This is a genomic window from Micromonospora sp. CPCC 205554 (genome assembly GCF_036902745.1).
GTDB lineage: Bacteria > Actinomycetota > Actinomycetes > Mycobacteriales > Micromonosporaceae > Micromonospora > Micromonospora tulbaghiae.
Window position 1 is genome coordinate 381,730 of record NZ_JBAKHP010000002.1, and the last position, 23,191, is coordinate 404,920.

Genomic DNA, 23,191 nt, shown 5'->3' on the forward strand with positions numbered 1-23,191 from the left:
TGCTGCCCGGCGCGGAGCGCGATCGGCCCCCACGGTCTCGGCAACGACCGTGAGGGCCGGTCAGCGACGAGTGCGCGTGGCTCGCGCAATCGAGGGGTGCGGGCCGAGGGGCCGGGCGCCCGACCGCGCCACCCGAAGACGGGCCGGGGATCGACTCAGCGGAAACCGCATCGGTACGCTAGCGAATCGACGCAACTCGACGCAAGAGTCTCCACAGCGGACGCCGGGTGAACGATGTCGGCAATCAGCGGTGAACGCACGGTGGGGCAGAGGTGACGGGCCGGGCCCGGGATGGCACGCTGTCCGCCGTGAGTTTCGATCTGAGCGTGTGGGCCCTGCCGAACGGGGCGACACCGGAGCAGGTGCGGGCGGCGGTGCAGCAGTGCCGCGAGGGCCGGCACGGCGAGCAGCACCCCGACCCGCGACTCGTCGCCTTCTACCGGGCGATCACGGCGAGCTACCCGGACCGGCCGGCCCGGCCCGGTACGCCGTGGGAGGTGGCGCCGCTGCACACGGCGGCCGACCACATCGAGATGAACCTGTACCCGACCTGCCCGGACCAGGTGCTGCTGGACATCGAGCGGCTGGCCGGCGAGCACGACCTGATGCTCTTCGACGCGCAGGACGGCTCGGTCTACCCGCCACCGGCCCGCGTCCGTTCCTGACCCACCGGGACGACGAAGGGCCCGGCCGATCCGGCCGGGCCCCGATGTGTCCTGTCCGGACTACACGTCGCGCAGGTCGGCCGCGCTGGCCGCGACCGCGCCGATCGAGTCGGCGGCTGAGGTCAGCAGGTCGGCGCCGAGCGCCTGGTCGACGGTGAGCGTCATCAGCGTCTCGCCACCGGCCTCGCGGCGGGCCACCTGCATGGCGGCGATGTTGACGCCGGCCTCGCCGAGCAACGTGCCGACGGTGCCGACCACGCCGGGCCGGTCGGCGTAGCGCAGGAAGACCAGGATGCCCTCCGCGCCGATCTCCACGTCGAAACCGTCCACCTCGGTCAGCTTGAACACGTCCCGGGTGCCGGTGTGCGCCACGGTGCCGGAGACGCGGACGGTACGGCCGTCCGGCAGCGCCCCGCGTACGGTCACCAGGTTCGGGTGGTCGACGGTCTCGCCCGGCGTGGCGAGCGTGACCTCGACGCCCCGCTCGGCGGCCAGGTGCGGCGCGTTGACGTAGGTGACCTGCTCCTCCACCACGGAGCTGAACAGGCCCTTGGTCGCGGCGAGCTTGAGCACCGACACGTCGTGGGCGGCGATCTCGCCGCGCACCTCGACGGTGACGCTGGCGGCCACCCCGCCGGCCAGGGCGGTGAACGCCCGGCCCAGCCGCTCGGCCAGCGGCAGCAGCGGGCGGACGTCCTCGGCGACCACGCCGCCGGCCTGCACGTTCACCGCGTCCGGGACGAACTCGCCCTGGAGCGCGAGCTTGACGCTCCTGGCCACCGCGAGACCGGCCTTGTCCTGCGCCTCGTTCGTGGAGGCGCCCAGGTGCGGGGTGGCCACCACGTTGTCGAAGGCGAACAGCGGCGAGGAGGTGCACGGCTCCTTGGCGTACACGTCGACACCGGCGCCGGCGACCCGGCCCTCCGCGATCGCGTCGGCGAGCGCCTGCTCGTCGACCAGCCCGCCGCGGGCGGCGTTGACGATCCGGACGCCCGGCTTGACGATCGCCAGCTCCTTCTCGCCGATCAGGCCGACCGTCTCCGGCGTCTTCGGCAGGTGGATCGAGATGAAGTCGCTCTCCCGCAGCAGCTCCTCCAGCCCGACCAGGCGGACGCCGAGCTGCGCGGCGCGGGCCGGCTGGATGTACGGGTCGTACGCGATCAGCCGGGTGCCGAACGCGGCGATGCGAGACGCGAAGAGCACGCCGATACGGCCGAGGCCGACCACGCCCACGGTCTTGCCCTGGATCTCGACGCCGGTGTACTTGGACCGCTTCCACTCCCCCGCCTTGAGCGCTGCGCTGGCGCTGGCGGTGTTGCGGGCCACCGCGAGCAGCAGCGCGACGGCCTGCTCGGCGGCGGAGACGATGTTCGAGGTGGGCGCGTTGACGACCATGACGCCACGCGCGGTGGCGGCCGGCACCTCGACGTTGTCCAGGCCGACGCCGGCCCGGGCGACCACCTTCAGCCGCGGCGCGGCGGCGATCGCCTCGGCGTCGATCTGGGTGGCGCTGCGTACGATCACCGCGTCGGCCTCGGAGAGGGCGGAGAGCAGAGCGGGGCGGTCGGTGCCGTCCACGTGGCGCACGTCGAAGTCGTGCGCGAGCACCTCGATGGCGGCGGGGGCGAGTTCTTCGGCGATCAGTACGACAGGATTCATCGGTCCTCGTAGACGCTCGGTAATGGTTCGGCCTGGGGCGCCGGGACGCCGCGCTGCGCCCTGCGCCGATCCGTGCCACGGCCGTCGGGTGCGCTCGGGCACCACACCAAGGATGGTAGGTGGCCGCCCGCCCGGCGTGTCCCGGACTACGGGGTGAGGGCCCTCACACAGGCCCGTCGCACGCCTGTCATCCCCTGTTCACCGGACGCGGCGACTGGCGGGCTCCCCGTACAACGGAGGCAGCACCCGCACGGGGAGGGAGCCGCTGATGTCGGTAATGGTCCGGATCGCGCTGTTACGGCCGATGGCCCGGCTGGGCCCGCACCGGTGGGGGCCACGGTTGGCCGAGGTCCTGGTCACCCGGTCCCAGGTGGTGAGCGGGCTACCGGGTTCGACCGCCCGGCGCACGGCGGCGGCCGAGGAGGCGGTGACGCTCTGCCGGCGGCTGGCCGCCGAGCGGCCGGACCAGCACCGGGTCGCCCTGGCCCGGGCCCTGGTGGCCCGGGCCGCCGCGCCCGACACCGTCCCCGTCGCCGAGGCGATCGGCCAGCTACGGGAGGCCATCGGGTACGTCGAGGACACCGACGACCGGTCGGAACTGGTGGTGCTCGCCACCGCCCGCGGGCTCCTCGCACTGAACCTCCACCTGTGCGGGGAGGTGCGGGAGGCGCTCAGGCTGGCGCTGCGGGCGCGAGCGACCTGGCGCGCCTGCGGGTCGTTGCGTCCGCCGGAGCGGATGCGGTTGGCGCGGGCCCTGCTGACGATCGGTGAGGTCAAGGAGTCGCTGGGCCGGACGGAGGAGGCGAACACGGTCCGGCGAGAGGCGCTGGAACTGCATCGCGGTCTTTCCGCCTATCGGCGGATCCAGTGGACAGGCGTCGGCGCGTCCGCCGCGACGGACCTCGCCCGGGGCTTGGCGGTCACCGGTGCGGCACGCGAGGCCTTCGAGTTGATCAAGGAGTCCCGGGTCGACGTGGAACTGTGGAGCCGGGTCCAGCCCCGGTCGGGGCGGCCGCTGCTGGCCCGGGCCATGCTGATCGAAGCGGAGTGCCGGGCGCAGCTGGACGATCCGGAGGCGGCCGTGCGGCTGGCGGAGCAGGCCGTCGGCCAGCAGCGGGCGATGGTGACGGCCGGAACGCCGCACTCCGGGGTCGCGCTGGCCCACGGGCTGCTCGTCCTCGGCAACCTGACCGCCCGGGTCGGCCGGCCGGACGACGCGGCCGCGCACCTGACCGAGGCGGCGGCGCTCGCCCGCGACGGCCACGACGACGTGCTCGCCCGGGCCCTGTCGGACATGCTCGAGCTGCGGGCCGCGGCCGGAGACCGGGCCGCGGTCGGCGTCCTGCTGGCCGAGTTCCTTCCGCTCGGCCGGGCGAACGCCGGGCGGCTGCCGGAGGTCTGGCGTCCCCGGCTGGCCCACGCCCTGCTGATCCGCTGCGCGCTGACCGTGGACGAGTTGACGACGGGCTCCGGCGGTTCGCCGGCAGCCGCACCAGGCCGGTGCGGGACAGCACCGCCGGACGGACCGGCCGCGGACGGCCTGGCGGGCGGAGGCGCGACGGGCGCCGGGCGGGACGGGGACGGCCTGGCGGCCGGACGGGAGGCGGTCGAGCTGGCCCGGTTGCTGGCCGGCGGCGACCCGGCGTACCGGGACCTGCTCGGGCGGTGCCTCTTCACGCTCGCGGGCGCGGTCAACCTGGCCGGTGACGCGCGCGGGTCGGCCGAGCTGCTGCGCGAGTGCGTGACCGTGCGCCGGGAGCTGTTCGGCGTCGACCCGGCGGCGATCCGGCTCGGGTTGGCGGAGGCCCTGTGCAACCTGGGCAACCGGATGCACGCCCTCGACCGGCTGGAGGAGGCGGTGGAGATCTACCGGGAGTGCCTCGACCTGCTGCGCGCCGACCCGGACCGGATCGACCGGGCGGAGCTGCTCACCCCACTGCGCAACCTCGGGCTCACGCTGTCGCGTCTGGACCGCAGGGCCGAGGCGGAGCGGGTCCGGGACGAGGTCGCGGCCGTTCAGGAGACGGTCGACGCCGGTCGCTCCGATCCGTCGTGACGGCCCGTGGCCCGGCGCCGGGGAGAGCGTCGGGCCACGGGCCGCACGAGGGGAGAGATCAGGCGGTCTCGGTGATCGGCCGGTCGACCCAGCTCATCATGGCCCGCAGCTTCTGCCCGGTCTCCTCGATCGGGTGCGCCGCACCTTCGGCCCGCCACTTGGCGAAGTTCGGCCGGCCGGCCTCGTCCTCGGCCACCCACTCGCGGGCGAACTCGCCGGACTGGATCTCGCCGAGGATCTTGCGCATCTCCTCCTTGACCCGCGAGTCGATCACGCGCGGGCCACGGGACAGGTCGCCGTACTCGGCGGTGTCGGAGATGCTGTAGCGCATCCGGGCGATGCCGCCCTCGTACATCAGGTCGACGATGAGCTTCAGCTCGTGCAGGCACTCGAAGTAGGCCACCTCGGGCGCGTAGCCGGCCTCGGTGAGCACCTCGAAACCGGTCTGCACCAGCGCCGCCGCGCCGCCGCACAGCACCGCCTGCTCGCCGAACAGGTCGGTCTCGGTCTCCTCGGTGAACGTGGTCCGGATCGCCCCGGCCCGGGTGCCGCCGATCGCCTTGGCGTACGCCAGGGCCAGGCCGAACGCGTTGCCGCTGGCGTCCTGCTCGACCGCGACCAGGCAGGGCACGCCCTTGCCGTCGACGTACTGGCGGCGGACCAGGTGACCGGGGCCCTTCGGGGCGACCATCGCCACGTCCACGTCGGCCGGGGGCTTGATCAGGCCGTACCGGATGTTGAAGCCGTGCCCGAAGAACAGCGCCTTGCCCGCGGCCAGGTTCGGCGCGATGGCCTCGGCGTAGAGACCACGCTGGGCGGTGTCCGGCGCCAGGATCATGATCACGTCGGCCTCGGCCGCCGCCTCGGCGGGCGTGAGCACCCGCAGGCCCTGCTCCTCGGCCTTCGGCCGGCTCTTCGACCCGGCGGGCAGGCCGATCACCACGTCGACGCCGGAGTCGCGCAGCGACAGCGCGTGCGCGTGGCCCTGGCTGCCGTACCCGATCACGGCGACCTTGCGGCCCTGGATCAGGCCCAGGTCGGCGTCGTCGTCGTAGAACACCTCAACGCTCATTGACTTCCCTTTCGTACGGCGGTGCCCGTCGGCCCGTCGAGAAACTTGTGGGTACGGATCAGGCGGCGCGCAGGGCCGGGCCGGCGGTGATGGCCCGCGAACCCCGCCCGATCGCCACGGTGCCGGACTGGACCATCTCCTTGATGCCGAACGGCTCCAGGTCGCGCAGCAGCGCGTCGAGCTTGTCCGGCGTGCCGGTCGCCTCGATGGTCAGCGTGTCCGGCGCGACGTCGACCACCCGGGCGCGGAACAGGCCGACCGTCTCCAGCACCTGGGCGCGGGCCGTGCGGTCCGCGCGGACCTTGACCAGCAGCAGCTCGCGCGCCACCGACACCTGCGGGTCCAGTTCCACGATCTTGAGTACGTTGACCAGCTTGTTGAGCTGCTTGGTCACCTGCTCCAGCGGCGAGGACTCGGCGTTGACCACGATGGTGATGCGGGAGACGTCCGGGTTCTCGGTCTCCCCCACGGCGAGACTGTCGATGTTGAACCCGCGACGGGAGAACAGCCCGGAGACCCGGGCCAGGACACCCGGCTTGTTCTCCACGAGCACGGACAGCGTGTGCATGGTCATTGCTGAGCCTTCCTCGTCATGCCCTCATGGCCCTCGCTGCGCTCGGTGCATTCGGTCATGACCGGCACCTTCCTCGTCATGCCCTCATGGCCCTCGCTGCGCTCGGTGCATTCGGTCATGACTACAACTCGTCCTCGTCGAACGCGGGGCGCACGCCCCTGGCGAACATGATCTCGTCGTTGCTGGTGCCGGCGGCGACCATCGGCCAGACCATCGCGTCCTTGCCGACCACGAAGTCGATGACCACCGGCGCGTCGTTGATCGCCATGGCCGCCTCGATGGTCTTGTCCACGTCGGCGGCGTTCTCGCAGCGCAGTCCGACGCAGCCGAGCGCCTCGGCGAGCTTGACGAAGTCCGGGATGCGGTGCTTGTGCGTGCCCAGCTCGGTGTTGGAGTAGCGCTCCCCGTAGAACAGGGTCTGCCACTGCCGCACCATGCCCAGGTTGCCGTTGTTGATCACGGCGACCTTGATCGGGATGCCCTCCAGGGCGCAGGTGGCCAGCTCCTGATTGGTCATCTGGAAGCAGCCGTCGCCGTCGACCGCCCACACCGTGGTGTCCGGCTTGCCGACCTTGGCGCCCATCGCGGCCGGGACGGCGTAGCCCATGGTCCCCAGGCCACCGGAGTTGAGCCAGGTGTGCGGCTTCTCGTACGAGATGAACTGGCTGGCCCACATCTGGTGCTGGCCGACGCCCGCCACGTAGACCGCGTCCGGGCCGGCGATCTCGCCCAGCCGCTTGATCACGTACTGCGGGGAGAGCGTGCCGTCGGCCGGCTCCTCGAAGCCGAGCGGGTACCGCTCGCGCAGGTCGTCGAGCTGGGCCCACCAGTCGGTCAGGTCCACCGACGGGTGCGCGGCCTGCTCGGCGGTGACCGCCGCGATCAGCTCGTCGATCACGTGCCGCGCGTCACCCACGATCGGGACGTCGGCGTGCCGGTTCTTGCCGATCTCGGCCGGGTCGATGTCGGCGTGCACCACAGTCGCGTCCGGCGCGAACGAGTCGAGCCTGCCGGTCACCCGGTCGTCGAAGCGGGCGCCCAGCGCCACGATCAGGTCGGCCTTCTGCAGGCCGTAGACCGCGGCGACGGTGCCGTGCATGCCGGGCATGCCCAGGTGCTGGCGGTGCGAGTCGGGGAACGCGCCCAGCGCCATCAGCGTGGTCACCACCGGGATGCCGGTCTGCTCGGCCAGCTTGCGCAGCCCTTCGGTGGCGCCGGCCTTGAGCACGCCGCCGCCGACGTAGAGGACCGGACGGCGGGCCGAGGTCATCAGCCGGGCCGCCTCCCGGATCTGCTTGCCGTGCGGGTGCAGCGTCGGCCGGTAGCCGGGCAGGTCGAGCGTGGGCGGCCAGGAGAAGGTCGCCGGCGCCTGGAGCACGTCCTTGGGGATGTCGACCAGCACCGGGCCGGGGCGGCCGGTCGCGGCCAGGTGGAACGCCTCGGCCAGCACGCGGGGGATCTCGTCGGCGGTCTGCACCAGGAAGTTGTGCTTCGTGATGGGCAGCGTGATGCCCTGGATGTCGGCTTCCTGGAAGGCGTCGGTGCCGATCGACGGCCGGGCCACCTGCCCGGTGATCGCCACCATCGGGACCGAGTCCATGTACGCGTCCGCGATCGGGGTCACCAGGTTCGTCGCGCCCGGGCCGGAGGTGGCGATGCAGACGCCGACCCGGCCGGTGGCCTGCGCGTAACCGGTGGCCGCGTGCCCGGCGCCCTGCTCGTGCCGGACCAGGATGTGCCGGACCGTGGAGTCGTAGAGCGGGTCGTAGGCGGGCAGGATCGCGCCGCCCGGAATGCCGAAGACCACGTCGACGCCGAGCGCCTCGAGCGACCGCACGAGCGAACCGGCGCCCGAGACCTGCGCGGTGGCGGGCTCCCGTACGGGCGCCTCGGTGGTGGCAGCCGCCGGGACGGTACGGCCGGGGCGGGCGGCGGGGTCGGAGTCACCGGCCGCGCCGGTGCCGGAGCGGGCACGGCGGGCGGAGTGGGCGAGGGTCTCTGGCGTGGGTCTCGTCATGGCGGTTCAAGCCTTCGGAAGTGAGTGGGTGACGCGCTTCTCAGGATGGGACGGCAAGGTCCCGGCGATGGTCCGACGGCAACAAAAAAGCCCACGTGCAGGATGCACGGGGCCAGCGCACTCTCGGTGGGAGAGTGCGCTCAGGTAAGTACTCGCGGCGACCGGTTCGACGACATGCGGCTAAGCCTGACGCATCTCACGCGATGAGTCAACTGATCCCACATTCTGGTTCACGGACGTGGGCGTGTCGGCCGCCGGCACCCCCTGCGCGCCCGGCGCCACCTGCGAAGATCCCTCCATCGGGGGACGCTGGGCGGGCACCGCGGCGGGCGGATTGTTGCGCAGCCGGGGCAGCAGCGGCGACGGGGCGCGCGCCGGCGCGGGCGGCGGCACCGGCGGCATCGCGGTGTGCCGGTTGCCGGGCGCGGTGGCCGCCTCCAGCATCGCCTCCAGGTGCTCGGCCGGTACGCCCCAGCCGAACAGCGCGCCCTGGCCGAACCGGCAGCCGGCGGCCACCACCGCGGCCAGCTCGGTCGGGTTGGTGACGCCCTCGGCGATCACCTCCAGGCCGAGCTGGTGCCCCAGACGCATGACGATGTCCACCATCGGGGCGAACGCCGGGCCGTCGCGCCCCACCGGGCGCACCGGCTCGTGCTCGGCGACCAGGCTGTGGTCGATCTTGAGAATGTCGATCGGCAGCCGCCGGAGCTGGCCGAGCGAGGAGTAGCCGGCGCCGAAGTCGTCCAGCGCGATCCGGACGCCGGTCAGCCGCAGCGCGGTGAGCCGCCGGATCAGCTCGTCCAGGTCGGTGGCGACCGCGTGCTCGGTGACCTCCAGCACCAGCCGCTGCGGCGGCACGTGGTGCGCGCGCAGCGCGTCGGCGACCTGGACGACGTACTCCGGGGCGTGCAGCTCGCGCGGCGACACGTTCACCGACACCCACACGTCGTGCCCGTCGGCCAGCCAGCGGGAGAGCTGGTAGCAGGCCTGGTGCAACACCCACGCGCCGAGCTTGGCGATCATCCCGCACTCCTCGGCCAGCGGGATGAACTCGTCCGGCCGGACGTTGCCCAGCTCCGGGTGCCGCCAGCGCAGCAGCGCCTCCGCGCCGACCGGTCGCACCGACGGCAGCGAGGCCACCGGCTGGAAGACCAGCCGCAGCTCGTCGCGCTCGATCGCGCCGCGCAGCTCGTGCTCCATCCGGGTACGCCGGCTCAGCAACTGGTCGTACGTGGCGTCGTAGCGCTCGATCCGGTTCTTGCCCCGCTGCTTGGCGTAGCGCAGCGCCAGGTCGGCGTTGCGCAGCAGCAGCTCGACGTCCTGCTCACCGTGCCCGGCGGCCACCCCGATGCTCACCGACAGGAAGACCGGCCCGTCCCCCTGCTCGTACGGGCGGCCGAGCACCCCGAGCAGGCGGTCGGCGACCGGGCCGGGGTCGGCCGGCCCGTGCATCAGCACCGCGAACTCGTCGCCGCCGAGCCGGGCGGCCAGGTCGCCCGGGCGCAGGTTGCCCCGCAGCCGCCGCCCCACCTCGACCAGCACCGCGTCGCCGACGTCGTGCCCGCGCATGTCGTTGACGTTCTTGAAGCCGTCGAGGTCGAGCCCGAGCAGCACGCACGGCACGCCCGCCTCGGCACTGCGGTGCAGGGCGCGCAGCAGCCCGCGCCGGTTCGCCAGCCCGGTCAGCGGGTCGGTGTGCGCCAGCTCGCGGAAGTGCGCCTCCCGCTCGGCCAGCCGGATGGCGTAGCCGCGCACGTCGTTGAGGGCAAGATACTGCCGGGTCACCAGGGCGAACCCCTCGACGGTGCCGGCCACGATGGCGTACCCGTCGAATCCGCCGCCCTGCACCAGGTGGTACATCGCGGAGGCCGCGATGGCGAACATCGGCACGAAGGCGTACTCGCCGTCGCGGCGGATGAAGTCGACGTCGAGCTGCGTGAGGTCGGCCCGGCGCCCGGCCACGGCGGTGGCCAGCAGACCGGCGGCGGTCAGCACCGCGCCGGTGAGCACCATGCCGGGGCCGGCCTGGCAGAGCCCGGCGGACACGGTCAACCCGCCGGCCGTCACCGCTATCGCGCCCGCGGCGAGCAGTGTCAGCCACCCGCGTGGCGGCGCGACCCGCAGCACGACGATCACGGTGAGCCCGGTGGTGAGCGCCGCACTGACGGTGGCCAGCACGATCGGCAGGCAGGCGACCGGGGTGGCGTCGCCGAGCACCCGGGTCGGCTCGCTGAACGCCACCCAGCCGACGAACCAGAGCGCGCTGCCCATGATCAGGCCGTCGAGCAGCAGCCGGGCGGTGGCGGCCCGGGTCGCGGCGGCGCCGGGCAGCCGCAGGACGGCGGCGCCGAGGCCGAGCGCGGCGAGCGTCGTACCGGCGGAGACGAGGACCGCCCACCCGGTCCGCTGGCCCTGCCGGTGCGCCCAGTGGTCACCGGCGGCCAGCAGGCCGCCGAGACCGACCAGGAGGCTGAACAGGGCGGCCCCGGCGGCGACCGCGAGCAGCAGGTGGGCCGGCCGGCGGGGGCCGGTGCGGCGCCGCACCGACGCGGTGAGCAGCACGGCGGCACCGGCCGCGACGATGCCGCTCAACACCGCGACGGTGACCATCCCCGGGGACGACTGCACGCGTCAACTCTGCCGGATGAGCGCCTCCCGTGGGGCACCGGGTGTGCAACTGTTGGGACACAGGGTGCGCGCCGCGGGATCGCCGCGCGGATGGTGTCAGACTGGTTGTCATGCCTGAGCTGCGGTCGAGGACCTCCACCCACGGTCGGACGATGGCCGGCGCCCGGGCCCTGTGGCGGGCCACCGGGATGACCGACGACGACTTCGGCAAGCCGATCGTCGCCATCGCGAACAGTTTCACCCAGTTCGTACCCGGTCACGTCCACCTCAAGGACCTCGGCGGCCTGGTCGCCGACGCGGTGGCCGAGGCCGGCGGCGTCGGCCGGGAGTTCAACACGATCGCCGTGGACGACGGCATCGCCATGGGCCACGGCGGCATGCTCTACTCCCTGCCCAGCCGGGAGCTGATCGCCGACGCGGTGGAGTACATGGTCAACGCGCACTGCGCGGACGCCCTGGTCTGCATCTCCAACTGCGACAAGATCACCCCGGGCATGCTGCTGGCCGCGCTGCGGCTCAACATCCCGACCGTCTTCGTCTCCGGCGGCCCGATGGAGGCCGGCAAGACGGTGGCGATCGAGGGCGTGGTGCACTCCAAGATCGACCTGATCGACGCCATGATCGCGTCCTCGAACGAGGCGGTCACCGACGACCAGCTCGGCGAGATCGAGCGCTCCGCGTGCCCCACCTGCGGCTCCTGCTCCGGCATGTTCACCGCCAACTCGATGAACTGCCTCACCGAGGCCATCGGCCTGGCGCTGCCCGGCAACGGGTCGACGCTCGCCACCCACGCCGCGCGGCGGTCGCTGTTCGTCGAGGCCGGGCGCACCGTCGTCGAGATCGCCAAGCAGTGGTACGCCAACGACGACGCCTCGGTGCTGCCGCGCTCGATCGCCGGCCGGGAGGCGTTCGAGAACGCGATCGCCCTCGACGTGGCGATGGGCGGCTCCACCAACACCGTGCTGCACCTGCTGGCCGCCGCCCGCGAGGCGGAACTGGACTTCGGCGTCGCCGACATCGACGCGATCTCCCGCCGGGTGCCGTGCCTGGCCAAGGTCGCCCCCAACTCGCCGCAGTACCACATGGAGGACGTGCACCGGGCCGGCGGCATCCCCGCCATCCTCGGCGAACTGGACCGCGCCGGGCTGCTGCACCGCGACGTGCGCGCGGTGCACTCCCCCAGCCTCGACGAGTGGCTGGCCGACTGGGACGTCCGGGGCGGCTCGGCCACCCCGGAAGCGGTCGAGCTGTTCCACGCCGCGCCGGGCGGGGTGCGCACCACCGAGCCGTTCTCCACCACCAACCGCTGGTCGTCGCTCGACACCGACGCGGCCGACGGCTGCATCCGCGACCGGGAGCACGCGTACAGCGCGGACGGCGGCCTGGCCATCCTGCACGGCAACCTCGCGCCGGCCGGCTGCGTGGTGAAGACCGCCGGGGTGCCCGAGGAGTGCCTGACGTTCCGCGGCCCGGCCAAGGTCTACGAGTCGCAGGACGACGCGGTGACCGCCATCCTCGCCAAGGAGATCGTCGCCGGGGACGTGGTGGTGATCCGGTACGAGGGCCCGAAGGGCGGCCCCGGCATGCAGGAGATGCTCTACCCCACCTCGTTCCTCAAGGGCCGCGGGCTGGGCCGTTCCTGCGCGCTGCTGACCGACGGCCGGTTCTCCGGCGGCACCTCCGGCCTGTCCATCGGGCACGTCTCGCCGGAGGCGGCCTCGGGCGGGCTGATCGCGCTGGTGCGCGACGGCGACGAGATCGTCATCGACATCCCGGGCCGGTCGATCGAGCTGAACGTGCCCGCCGACGAGCTGGAGGCACGCCGGGTGGCCGAGGAGAAGCGGGACCGCCCGTACACCCCGGTCGACCGGCAGCGTCCGGTGTCGGCGGCGCTGCGCGCGTACGCGTCGATGGCGACCTCGGCCAGCGACGGCGCCTACCGCCGCGTCCCCGAGTGAGCGGCGCGGGGCCCGGCGACGGGGCCCCGCCTCACGCCCGCCGCCGGTAGGGTCCGGCGGCGTGGAGACGACGGTGAGCTACGCGCGACTGGTCCGGCCCGCGATCGACCGGGTCTACGTGGGCGCCCGCTGGGGAGCCCGCGCCCGGATGGAGGCGTTCTACGCCGAGCGGGGCTGCACACTCGGCGCGGAGAACAGCTTCTTCTCCGGTGTGCTGGCCCGCCCGATGCCCGCCGAGGCACTTGCCGACGGTCTGGTCTACACCTCCGGCAGCATGGACGAGGAACTGGCGCAGGGTGTCGTCGTCCGGGACGCCGAGGGCGCCTGGCACCTCACCGACCTCGGCCGCGAGCTGACGCTGTTCGCCCAGCGGGCGACCGGTGAGGCCGCCGAGGAACTGTGGACCATGCTGCCCGGCGTCCTGCCGGGACTGAGCATCGTGCCCCGCCTCGCCGACCTGGTCGGCCGGGTGCTGACGCACGCGCAGGCCACCGGGGGGCCGGTGTTCCGGGCGATGTCCCCGCCGTACGAGCCGGAGGGCGCCTCCCCGGCGCTGCTGCTCGTCACCCGGCTGGGCTCGCTGCGCCACCACCGCGCCGACGCGCACCGGGCCGCGTGGCGGGCCGCCGGGCTGACCGCCGACGAGATCCGCGCGCTGCCGGACGGCCCGGAACGCGCGGCGATCGAGGCGGACACCGACCGCCGCGACGAACCCGCGTACGCGGTGCTCACCGAGGCCGAGCGGTGGGAACTGCTGGCCGGCCTCGCCGCCCTGCCCAACTAGCGCTCGCGGCCCGCACAACCGCTGAGTGGAACGGGGCCGTAGACACCCATGACGTTCCACCCACGGCGCAGCGGCGCGTCAGGACTGGGAGGGGTCCTCCTCGGCGGGGGCGGTGCCGTCTATCGGCAGGCCGAACTCCGCCGGTGAGTTCTCGTCGGTCCCGTCCAGGTCCGCGTGCGGCTCGTCCGGGGTGACGTCGTCGGGGTCCGCGCCCTCGGCGTGCAGTTCGGACAGCTCAACCGGATCAGTCATGCCGTCCTGGTACCCGTCGGGCGCGGCCCGAACCCGCCAGGTGTCGCTCCAGGCCGTCGAAGAGCAGGTCGAGGGTGAACTCGAACTCGGTCTGACTGTCGCACCATCCGAGCGTCGGATCCGCCGCGTCGTGCGTCTCGGCGGCGACCATCGCGGCCAGGTGCGGCAGCCGTTCGGCCAGCGCCACCAGCTCGGCCTCCGCGGCCGCCGCGTCCGCCACCCCGCCCGCGTCCGGCCGGAACACCTCCTGCGCGAAGCCGAGCGCCAGGCTGCCGAAGGCGTGCAGCGCCCGGTGGGCGATCCGGTACGAGAAGCCGCCGTCGACGAGGGTGGCGAGGATGCCGTCGTAGTAGGCGTACACCCCGGCGGGGACGGTCGGGCGGGAGCTGAGCAGCGCCGGGGCCCACGGGTGCCGCAGCATGACTGCACGCGCGGCGAGGAAGCGCAGCCGCAGCCGGGTTCGCCAGTCGGCGCCGGGCGCGTCCGCCTCGGCCCGCTCGGCGGCTGAGGTGATCTCCGCGGCGACGGCGTCCACGAGGCCGTCGAGAAGTCCGGCCTTGCCGGGCAGGTGGTGGTAGAGCGACATGGCCTCGACGCCGAGTTCCGCGGCGAGCCGGCGCATCGTGAGCGCCGCCATCCCCTCGGCGTCCACCAGGGCGATCGCGCTGGCCAGGGCTCGCTCGCGGCTCAGCGGCTCCCGCGGTTTCCTCGCTCCCATCCGGCTTCCCATCCCCCTTGACCTTACAACGTATGGTTGGCCTTACGACGTAAGGCAGCGCAGCCAAGGCACGTCGACCACCCCCGAGGAGCCGCCATGCACCAGCTGATCCGTACCGCCCGCGTGACCGGGCTGTTCTACCTCGGGCTCGCCGTCACCGGCGCGCTGGGGTTCCTCACCGTCCGCCCCATGATCTTCGACGCCGACGACGCGGGCACGACGCTCGCCAACCTGGTCGCCCACGAGCCGCTGGCACGCGCCGGCATCGCGCTCGAACTGCTGGTCGTCCTCACTCAGACGCTCACCGCCGTCTGGTTCTACCGGCTGTTCCGTACCGTCGACGGCACCGCCGCGGGCAGCATCGCCGCCTTCGGGCTGGTCAACGCCGTCGCGATCCTCGGCAGCGCCGCCGTCCTCGCGACGGCTCTGCAGGTCGCGACCGGCGGGCCGGGCGACGCCGGCACCGTCCAGTTGCTCTATCTGGTCAACGGGAACCTGTGGGAGGTGGGCGGCCTCTTCTTCGGTCTCTGGCTGGTGCCGATGGGCTGGTGCGTGCTCCGGTCGGGCTGGCTGCCCCGGCCGCTGGGCTGGGTCCTCGTCGCCGGCGGCGTCGGCTACGTGCTCATGACGTTCGTCGCCTACCTCGCCCCCGACGCCGGCATCGCCGGTGACCTGCTGGTGGTGCCCGCCACGGTGGGCGAGGTCTGGATCCTCGGCTACCTGATCGTCTTCGGCGTGCGCGGGCGGGCGCTCGAAAGGGCCGAAGCCTAGGCGGGGCTCGCGGCGAGGGCGACGCCCCGGGCGTACCGGATGGCGGCCGGGGTGTCCGGGAACACCAGGCCCTCGCGGCGCAGCTCGTCGGCGACGCCGAGCGTGCTGAGCACCTGGTCGTGGCCCGGGGTGATGCCGGAGAGCAGCACCGTGATCCCCCGGGCGCGCAGCCGGGCGACGGCGTCGCCGAGCACCTGCGCGCCGGTCGCGTCGATGGTGGAGACCCGGGACATCCGCAGGATCACCACCCGCACGTCGGCCACCTCGGCCAGCTCCAGCAGGAAGGTGTGCGCGGCGGCGAAGAAGAGCGGCCCGTCCAGCCGGTACGCGACGATGTGCTCGGCGAGCAGCGCGTGCTCCTCGTCGCTGTGCTCGCCGGTGTCCAGCGGCACCTGTTCCAGCTTGGCGCTGCGGGCCACCGCGCGCAGCGCCAGGACCACAGCGACGGCGAGCCCGACGACCACTGCGGTCACCAGGTCCCAGATCACCGTGACGGCGAACGTCAGCACCAGCACCACCGCGTCGGCGCGGGTGGCCCGCATCAGCGCCAGCAGGGAGGCCGCCTCCACCATCCGGACCGTGGTGGCGAGCAGCACCCCGGCCAGCGCGGCCAGCGGGATGCGGCCGACCAGCGGGGCGGCGGCCAGGACGATCGCGGCGAGGGCGACCGCGTGGGTGAGCGCGGCCAGCTTCGAGGACGCCCCGGCGCGCACGTTCACCGCGGTACGGGCGATGGCGGCGGTCGCCGGGATGCCGCCGAAGACCGGGGAGGCCAGGTTGGCCAGGCCCTGGCCGAACAGTTCCCGGTCCGGGTCGTGCCGCTCGCCGACGGTCATGCCGTCCGCCACCGTGGCGGAGAGCAGGCTCTCCAGGGCGGCGAGCGCGGCCACCGCCAGGGCGCTCGGCAGCAGCACGCCCAGCGCGCCGAGGTCCACGAAGCCCAGTGACGGCACGGGCAGCCCCTGCGGCAGCTCGCCGATCCGGGCCAGGTCGATCGGGGCCAGCTCGGCGAGAGCCGTCGCGGCGGCCACCCCGACCAGGGAGAACGGCACGGCGGGCCGCCACCGCCCGCCGAGCAGCATCAGCGCCGCCACGCCGAGCGCCACGGCGATCGCGGCGGGCCGGGGCTGCGCGGCGAACCGGGCGACCGCGTCGGCGGCGACCGCCCACACCTTCTCCCCGTGTGCGCCGGTGACGCCGAGCGCGGCGGGCACCTGTTGCAGCGCGATCACCACGGCGATGCCCGCGGTGAAGCCCTCGATCACCGGGGCCGGCAGGTAGCGGACGTACCGGCCGAGGCGGGCCAGGGCGAGCGCGATCAGGATCAGCCCGGCCAGCGCGCCGACCATCAGCACGCCACCGGCACCGAACTGCTGCACCACCGGCACCAGCACGACAGTCATCGCACCGGTGGGGCCGGAGACCTGGAGGTTGGAGCCGCCGAAGACCGCCGCGACCGCTCCGGCGACCACGGCGGTGACCAGACCGGCCTGCGCGCCGAGCCCGGAGGTGACGCCGAAGGCGAGCGCCAGGGGCAGCGCCACCACGGCGACGGTGAGCCCGGCGAGCAGGTCACGCCGGGGCGAGCGGCGTACTGCCGCCCAGTCGGCCCGGCCGGGCAGCAGCCCGCCGAACAACCGGCCCGCCTGCCGGACGACGTCACCGGCGCGACGGCGGCCGGACACCGGAGGCGCCTGCGAGCCGGACGCCGCCGCGCTCACCGGTCCGTCCCCGAGGCCCGCAGCTCGTCCAGCAGGGCGTCCCGGTCGGTGAGGACCGCGCCGAGGATGCGCCGTCCGGCGGCGAGCAGGTCGGCCACGTCGGGGGTGCTGAGCGCGTACATCACCAGCGGGCCGTCCCGGTACGAGGTGACCATGCCGGCGCGGCGCAGCACGGCGAGCTGCTGGGAGAGGTTCGACGCCTCCACGTCGATGGCGGCGAGCAGGTCGCGGACCGGCAACGGCCCGTCCTGGAGCAGTTCGAGCACCCGGATGCGGACCGGGTGCCCCAGGGTGCGGAACAGCTCCGCCTTGGCCTGGTACAGCGGCACCGACACGACTCACCCCTCCGACGACTCTGAAGACTTTAGCACTTGCAGAAATCTTCAAATCGACGAGGATGCGGGTGACCGCCTCAGATCAGGTCGTTGACGCAGCGCAGCACGGGGCGGCGGGTGAGCGCGTCCGCGTCGAGCGGGCCGGGCGCGTGCACGGTGAACGTCGCGCTCTCCCCCGGCAGCAGCGTCACCAGGGCCCGGTCCACCTGCGCGGCCGGATCGAGGCGGTCCGGGAACAGCGTCAGGTCGCGCAGCACGGTCCGGGCGGTCACCCGGACCCGCACGCCGCCGTCGGCCGGCTCGGCAGTCGCGTCCCACCGCGCCGCCGGCCAGCGCACGTCGCGGTCCTCGGCGAAGAACCACAGCGCCCGCTCCGCGGCGTCCCCGGCGTCCGCGACGAGCAGTTCCGCGCGGCCGTCGTCCGGCCGCGCCAGATCCGCCGGCAGCGCCACCACCACCGAGGAGTACGCCGGGACGTCGAGGTCGACCGAGGTCTTCGCCCTCGGCTCCCCGGTGACTGTCAGCCGGGTGACGCTCACCGGCCCGCTCCACGCGTCGGCGGTGTCGTTCACCGCCACCAGCGCCGGCCCGCCGTCACGCGGCTGCACGGTGAGCAGCCGGTCGGCGTAGGCGCGGCGCAGCGCGTACCACAGGGGTTTGCGGCGCCCGTCGCCGTCGATCGCCGACCACGAGGTGACCGGCCAGCAGTCGTTGAGCTGCCACACGACGGTGCCCGCGCAGACCGGCCGGTGCGAACGGAAGTGCTCCACGCCGAGCTGGATGGCGCGGGCCTGGTTGAGCTGGGTGAGGTAGTGCCAGTCGTCGAAGTCGGCGGGCGGCGGCAGGTGCGCGTCCAGCCCTCGGCGGAGCTTGCGGTCCCCGTCGGCCGCCTTCTGGTGGTGGGCCATGCCCGGCGAGTCGTGCGCGAGCGGGTCGTCGGAGAGGGCCCGGCGCAGCGTCGCGTACGCGGGCGGTGCCTGGTAACCGAACTCGGCCACGAACCGGGGCACGTAGTCCCGGTAACGCGTGTAGTCGTCGGTGTTCCACACGTCCCAGATGTGCGTGGTGCCGTGTGCCGGGTCGTTGGGGTGGACGTCCTCGCTGCCCGACCAGGGGCTGCCCGGCCAGTACGGGACCGTCGGATCCAGCTCCCCGACGATCCCCGGCAGCAGCTCCAGGTAGTAGCCGCGTCCCCAGGTGCGCCCGGCCAGCGGTTCCTGCCAGTCCCAGTCGTGCCAGCCCCAGATGTTCTCGTTGTTGCCGGTCCAGAGCACCAGCGAGGGGCGCCCGGCGAGGCGGGCCACCTGCTCGCGCGCCTCCGCCTCGACCTCGGTGCGGAACGGCTCCTCCTCCGGGTACGCCGCGCAGGCGAACAGGAAGTCCTGCTGCACCAGCAGTCCCATCTCGTCGGCGAGCTGGTAGAAGTCGTCCGACTCGTACCGGCCGCCGCCCCAGACGCGCAGCAGGTTGACGTTCGCGCCGGCCGCCTGGGCGAACCGCTGCGCCAGGCGCTCCCGGGTGACCCGGTGGGGAAACGCGTCGTCGGGGATCCAGTTGACGCCCCTGACGAACACCGGCACGTCGTTGACGTGCAGCGCGAACGGGGTGCCGTGGGCGTCGGGCGTGGTGTCCAGGCGTACCGAGCGGAACCCGATCCGCCGGGACGCGGCGTCCAGCTCCCGGCCGTCGGCGCCGTGCAGGCTCACGTCGAGGTCGTACAGCGGCTGGTCGCCGTACCCGATCGGCCACCACAGCGCGGGGTCCGCGACGGTGAGCGTCACGACGGCGGTCCGCTCCCCCGCCGGTACGGCGACCTCGGCGGTGACCCCGGCGACGGCGGCGCGGACGGTCAGCGGCTCGTCGCCGGCCCGCTCGACCTCGGCGCGCAGCTCGACCCGGCCGGTGCCGTCGACCACCGTGACGAGCGGCCGGACCGACGCGAGCCGGGCGGTCGACCAGGCGTGCAGGGCGATGTCCTGCCAGATGCCGACGGTGACCAGCGCCGGTCCCCAGTCCCAGCCGAAGTTGCAGGCGGTCTTGCGGATGAAGTGGAACGGCTCCGGGTACGCGTTCGGCCGGTCACCGAGCCGGTCCCGGTGCGCCTCGGCGTACCGGTACGGGGAGTCGAAGCGTACGGCCAGGGTGTTGCCGCCCGGGCGCAGCAGCGCGCGGACGTCGAAGCGGTACGAGCGGTGCTGGTTCTCTGTGCGGCCGACCTCGACGCCGTTGAGCGTGACCGTGGCGACCGTGTCCAGGCCGGCGCAGACCAGGTCGGCCCGGTCGTCGTCGCCGGGCTGCCGGTCGAACGTGGTCTCGTAGACCCAGTCGGTGCGACCGATCCAGGTGAGGCGGTTCTCGTTGTCGTCCAGGTACGGGTCGGGGATGAGGTTCGCCGCCAGCAGGTCGGTGTGGACGCAACCGGGGACTGTGGCCGGCACCGCCGTCCCGGCGATCTCCGGCGGCACCGCCGGACCGGGCTCGGCCCGCAGCGTCCACCCCTGGTGCAGCAGCGTTCGACGGCTCACGACTTCACCGCGCCTTCCATGATTCCGCGGACGATCTGACGTCCACCGATGAACAGCATGACCAGCAGGGGGACGGTGGCGATGAACGCGCCCGCGAGCACCCGCCGGTAGATCACGTAGTTGCCGCTGGCCAGGTCGGAGACCGCCACCATCGACGTCGGGTAGTCGGTGCCGCTGAGCGTGATCAGCGGCCACTGGAAGTCGTTCCAGGTGGCCACGAACGTGAGCAGGCCGAGCACCGCCAGGGCCGGGCGGATCGCCGGGAGCACGATCGTCGCGTACACCCGCATGGTCGTGGCGCCGTCGACCCGGGCCGACTCGATCAGCTCGTCCGGAACGGTGTTCACGATGAACTGCCGCATGTAGAACACGCCGAACGCGGTGACCAGGCCGGGCGCGATGACCGCGAGCAGCGTGCCGTTCCAGCCGAGCTTGCCCATCACGATGTAGAGCGCGACGATGCCGAGCTGGTTGGGCACGGTGAGCGTGAGCACCACGAACAGCATCAGCGCGCGGCTGCCCCTGAAGCGCAGCTTGGCGAAGGCGAACCCGGCCAGCGAGCAGAAGAACAGCACCGAGGCGGTCACCACGGCGGAGACGATGACGCTGTTGATCAGCGAGGCGGCGAAGTAGACGTCCTGGAGGGAGAAGACCTCGTCGACGTTCGTCAGGAACCGGTCTCCGGGGATCACCGCCGGGGGCAGCTTCGCCAGCGCCTCGTCGTCGCTGGTGGCGATGACGAACATCCAGTAGAGCGGGAACGCGGCGAACAGCATGCTCACCGCGAGGAGCAGGTAGGTCCAGAGCCCGGCCGGGGTGTCCTGTGGCGCCCGGGCCACCACGCGTCGCGTCGTCACCGGCGACCTCCGGAGAGTCGGTTCGTCAGCAGGTAGTTGAGGCCGGCCACGATCAGGATGATCAGGAACAGCGCCCAGGACATGGCGGCGGCGTAGCCGAGGTTGAGGTCCTTCCAGCCGACCTTGTAGATGAGCTGGGCGATGGTCTGCCACTCGCCGTCCGGCCCGCCGGTCGCGGCCTGCGCGTTCGGGTCGAACAGCATCGGCTCGGTGAACAGCTGCAACCCGCCGATGGTGGACAGGATGACTGTGAACAGGACCACCGGTTGGATCATCGGGACGGTGATCCGCCAGAGCTGCTTCCACGGGCCGGCGCCGTCGATCGCCGCGGCCTCGTAGACGTCGCGCGGGATGGACTGCATGGCGGCCAGGTAGAGCAGCGCGTTGTAGCCGATCCACTTCCAGTTGACCATGGTGGCGATGGCGATCCAGGCGTGCAGCTTGTCCGCCCGCCAGTCGATCGGATCGTCCGGGCCGCCGATGCCGAGCAGGCCGAGCGCCCAGTTCGCCATGCCGAAGTCACGGGAGAAGAAGACGCTGAACACCATCGTCGAGGCCACGATCGGTGTCACGTACGGCAGCAGCACACCCACCCGCCACCACGTCTGCGCCCGCAGCCTGCGGTTGAGCAGCGACGCGACGAGCAGCGCGAGCAGCAGTTGCGGGACGGTGGAGAGCAGGAAGATGCCGAAGGTGTTGTAGAGGGCGTTCCAGAAGTCCTCGTCGGCGACCAGGCGGCTGAAGTTCTCGGCGCCGGCCCAGTACGGCAGCGTCGGGTCGTCCAGCCGGTAGTTGCGCAGCGAAACGACCGCGTTGAACAGCAGCGGGAACAGCCCGAACACCACGAAGAGCAGGAAGAACGGCGCGATCATCAGGTACGGCATGTAGCGCATGTCGAAGCGGTACAGCCGGTCGCGCCAGGTCATCCGCCGGTCACCGGCCCCGGTACGGCCGCGCTTGCGCGCGGGTGGGCGGTCGGGCGGCGCGGGCGCGGCACGGGTGCTGGACATCGGTTCACTCCAGGGCCGGGAGATCGGACGGCGACGGGGCGGACCGGGCCGCCCCGCCACCGCTGACACGTCAGGACTTGGCGGCCTTCTCGGCCTCCTTGACCGCCTCGGACCAGGCGGCGTCGGACTTGAGCGACTTGTTCTCCACCCGCCGGATCACGTTCTCCACCGCCACCCGGGTCGGACCGTTCTTCCGGCCCAGGTACTGCGGGGTGAGGCCCTGCGCCATCTTCGGGAAGATCTGGCCGACCGGGGCGTCGTTGAAGAACGGGTTCTTGAAGTCGGCGATGGCCGGGTCGGCGTAGAGCGCCGGCTGGGACGGCAGGTTGCCGACCTTCTTGAAGATCTCGATCTGCTGCTCCGGCGCGACCAGCCAGGTCAGCAGCTTGTACGCCTCGTCGACGTTCTTGCCCTGCTTGGGCAGCGTCAGGAAGGAGCCGCCCCAGTTGCCGCCGCCCCCTGGTACCGCGGCGATGTCCCACTTGCCCTCGGTGCCGGGCGCGGTGTCCTTGATGTGGCCGAGCATCCAGGCCGGGCAGGCCAGCACCGCGAACGCGCCGCTGGTGAAGCCCTTGTCCCAGTCGGCCTGGAAGCTGACCAGGTTGGCCGAGAGCCCGGCGCCGACGGCCTTGACCGTGTAGTCGAACGCCACCTTCGGGCCCTGCTCCATCCGGAGCTGGTCCTGTTCGTCGTAGAAGCCGACCGGCTGCTGGCCGAGGATCGGGTTGAACAGGTTGGTGCCGGCGTCGATGAACTTCTTCTTCGTCTTGGTGGTGTACTGCTGGCCGACCTCGATGAACCTGTCCCAGGTGGGCCAGAGCGCGGACACCTGGTCGCGTTCGGTGGGCAGGCCGGCGGCCTTGAACAGGTCGGTGCGGTAGCACATGGCCAGGCCGCCGACGTCGGTGCCGAGGCCGATCTGCGTCCTGCCGTCGGCCGACAGCGACTGCTTCCACTTCCAGGGCAGGTACTTGCTCTCGTACGAGCCGGCGCCCTTGTCGAGCAGGTTGACGAACTTGTCGGACTGGCTGCGGAACTGGACCATGAAGCCCTCGTCGATCGCCGCGATGTCCGGCGCCCCGTTGCCCGCGACCAGCTTCTTCTGCAGGTCTTCGTGCTGGGCGTTGTACTCACCGGAGTTGAGCTGGATCTTGACGTTCGGGTGCTCGGCCTCGTACTTGGCCTTCAGGTCCTGGAGGCCAAAGTCGCCCCAGAAGTTGATTTTCAGCGTGACCTGACCACCGGCCGAGTCCGAGCCGCCGGTGGTGCTCCTGCCGCTGCATGCGGCGACCATGACCAGGCTGACGGCACCGACGGCGGCCACGCGCGCCAGGTGCGTCCAGGACCGTTTCATGTCATCCTCCGCGCCGAATGGGAACGCTCCCGATATCGAGGAACGTTGACTGAACCGGATAAGTGAGGCCACCGTACGGTTCGCCTCCGGGGCTGTCAACGGGCGGTTACCGATGTGCTCGTCCGGTAACCTCTTCGCCGCTCACAGCGGCGGTTCGGGCCCGTTCACGGCAGGTGCCGGGTGGTCGGCGCACTAGGCTGAACCGCACAAGCGACCGCCGTCCGATGCCGTCCGC

19 protein-coding genes are annotated in these 23,191 nt (G+C 72.7%); 5 read left to right on the plus strand and 14 right to left on the minus strand.

Going from position 1 to position 23,191, the window contains the following annotated elements; all coding sequences use genetic code 11:
* Positions 1 to 308 precede the first annotated feature (308 nt).
* Positions 309 to 665, plus strand: coding sequence for a hypothetical protein (locus V6U82_RS04865; RefSeq protein ID WP_181726741.1), 357 nt, complete (start codon positions 309 to 311; stop codon positions 663 to 665).
* 60 nt (positions 666 to 725) lie between these two features.
* On the opposite strand, the gene serA is transcribed toward V6U82_RS04865, so the two are convergent.
* Complete coding sequence (serA, locus tag V6U82_RS04870; RefSeq protein ID WP_334459422.1) at positions 726 to 2,324, minus strand: phosphoglycerate dehydrogenase; 1,599 nt, start codon at positions 2,322 to 2,324, stop codon at positions 726 to 728.
* A gap of 268 nt (positions 2,325 to 2,592) precedes the next feature.
* Here serA and V6U82_RS04875 point away from each other — a divergent pair, with 268 nt between their 5' ends.
* Positions 2,593 to 4,380 (plus strand): tetratricopeptide repeat protein, encoded by a 1,788-nt coding sequence (locus V6U82_RS04875; protein WP_334459424.1) that lies wholly within the window; start codon positions 2,593 to 2,595, stop codon positions 4,378 to 4,380.
* Positions 4,381 to 4,438: 58 nt separating this feature from the next.
* Here the strand turns inward: V6U82_RS04875 and ilvC are convergent, their stop codons facing one another.
* From ilvC to V6U82_RS04900, 5 genes are all read right to left on the minus strand, one after another.
* Complete coding sequence (gene ilvC / locus V6U82_RS04880; protein ID WP_128138621.1) at positions 4,439 to 5,452, minus strand: ketol-acid reductoisomerase; 1,014 nt, start codon at positions 5,450 to 5,452, stop codon at positions 4,439 to 4,441.
* Between the two features lie 58 nt (positions 5,453 to 5,510).
* Entirely contained in the window at positions 5,511 to 6,026 is a 516-nt protein-coding gene (ilvN, locus tag V6U82_RS04885; RefSeq protein WP_018786257.1) for an acetolactate synthase small subunit, read from the minus strand.
* A complete protein-coding gene (locus tag V6U82_RS04890; RefSeq protein ID WP_258545305.1) occupies positions 6,023 to 6,145 on the minus strand; it encodes a hypothetical protein in 123 nt (40 codons plus the stop codon). Before V6U82_RS04890 ends, ilvN begins: the two co-directional genes overlap by 4 nt.
* Before the next feature lie 2 nt (positions 6,146 to 6,147).
* The gene (locus tag V6U82_RS04895; protein WP_128138620.1) at positions 6,148 to 8,043 is read right to left on the minus strand and encodes an acetolactate synthase large subunit; all 1,896 of its coding nucleotides are present in this window, start codon (positions 8,041 to 8,043) and stop codon (positions 6,148 to 6,150) included.
* A 180-nt stretch (positions 8,044 to 8,223) separates the two neighbouring features.
* Positions 8,224 to 10,671, minus strand: coding sequence for a putative bifunctional diguanylate cyclase/phosphodiesterase (locus V6U82_RS04900; protein WP_334459429.1), 2,448 nt, complete (start codon positions 10,669 to 10,671; stop codon positions 8,224 to 8,226).
* Between the two features lie 110 nt (positions 10,672 to 10,781).
* On the opposite strand from V6U82_RS04900, the gene ilvD reads away from it, so the two are divergent.
* Positions 10,782 to 12,629 (plus strand): dihydroxy-acid dehydratase, encoded by a 1,848-nt coding sequence (gene ilvD, locus V6U82_RS04905; RefSeq protein WP_334459431.1) that lies wholly within the window; start codon positions 10,782 to 10,784, stop codon positions 12,627 to 12,629.
* Positions 12,630 to 12,690: 61 nt separating this feature from the next.
* Entirely contained in the window at positions 12,691 to 13,413 is a 723-nt protein-coding gene (locus V6U82_RS04910) for a hypothetical protein (protein WP_334459433.1), read from the plus strand.
* Between the two features lie 78 nt (positions 13,414 to 13,491).
* Here V6U82_RS04910 and V6U82_RS04915 read toward each other — a convergent pair whose 3' ends face one another.
* Positions 13,492 to 13,665, minus strand: coding sequence for a hypothetical protein (locus tag V6U82_RS04915; RefSeq protein WP_334459435.1), 174 nt, complete (start codon positions 13,663 to 13,665; stop codon positions 13,492 to 13,494).
* Positions 13,658 to 14,395, minus strand: a complete 738-nt coding sequence (locus V6U82_RS04920; protein ID WP_334459436.1) for a TetR/AcrR family transcriptional regulator C-terminal domain-containing protein — start codon at positions 14,393 to 14,395, stop codon at positions 13,658 to 13,660. The genes V6U82_RS04915 and V6U82_RS04920 overlap by 8 nt, the downstream gene beginning before the upstream one ends.
* An 84-nt stretch (positions 14,396 to 14,479) precedes the next feature.
* Between V6U82_RS04920 and V6U82_RS04925 the strand changes: the two genes are divergently transcribed.
* Positions 14,480 to 15,154 carry a DUF4386 domain-containing protein gene (locus V6U82_RS04925; protein ID WP_334459438.1) on the plus strand — a complete coding sequence of 225 codons (675 nt, stop codon included), beginning with the start codon at positions 14,480 to 14,482 and terminating at the stop codon, positions 15,152 to 15,154.
* Here V6U82_RS04925 and V6U82_RS04930 read toward each other — a convergent pair.
* From V6U82_RS04930 to V6U82_RS04955, 6 genes are all read right to left on the minus strand, one after another.
* Positions 15,151 to 16,839, minus strand: coding sequence for a SulP family inorganic anion transporter (locus V6U82_RS04930; RefSeq protein WP_334459439.1), 1,689 nt, complete (start codon positions 16,837 to 16,839; stop codon positions 15,151 to 15,153). The genes V6U82_RS04925 and V6U82_RS04930 overlap by 4 nt on opposite strands.
* A gap of 32 nt (positions 16,840 to 16,871) precedes the next feature.
* Complete coding sequence (locus V6U82_RS04935; protein ID WP_091419334.1) at positions 16,872 to 17,210, minus strand: ArsR/SmtB family transcription factor; 339 nt, start codon at positions 17,208 to 17,210, stop codon at positions 16,872 to 16,874.
* 77 nt (positions 17,211 to 17,287) lie between these two features.
* On the minus strand, positions 17,288 to 19,735 hold the full coding sequence (locus V6U82_RS04940; protein WP_334459442.1) for a glycoside hydrolase family 2 protein: 2,448 nt from the start codon (positions 19,733 to 19,735) through the stop codon (positions 17,288 to 17,290).
* Complete coding sequence (locus V6U82_RS04945) at positions 19,732 to 20,592, minus strand: carbohydrate ABC transporter permease (RefSeq protein WP_128137749.1); 861 nt, start codon at positions 20,590 to 20,592, stop codon at positions 19,732 to 19,734. The genes V6U82_RS04940 and V6U82_RS04945 overlap by 4 nt, the downstream gene beginning before the upstream one ends.
* Positions 20,589 to 21,602: a carbohydrate ABC transporter permease gene (locus V6U82_RS04950; protein WP_334459443.1), complete on the minus strand. Its 1,014-nt coding sequence runs from the start codon at positions 21,600 to 21,602 to the stop codon at positions 20,589 to 20,591. Before V6U82_RS04950 ends, V6U82_RS04945 begins: the two co-directional genes overlap by 4 nt.
* A 70-nt stretch (positions 21,603 to 21,672) precedes the next feature.
* The gene (locus V6U82_RS04955) at positions 21,673 to 22,956 is read right to left on the minus strand and encodes an ABC transporter substrate-binding protein (protein ID WP_128137747.1); all 1,284 of its coding nucleotides are present in this window, start codon (positions 22,954 to 22,956) and stop codon (positions 21,673 to 21,675) included.
* Positions 22,957 to 23,191: the final 235 nt, after the last annotated feature.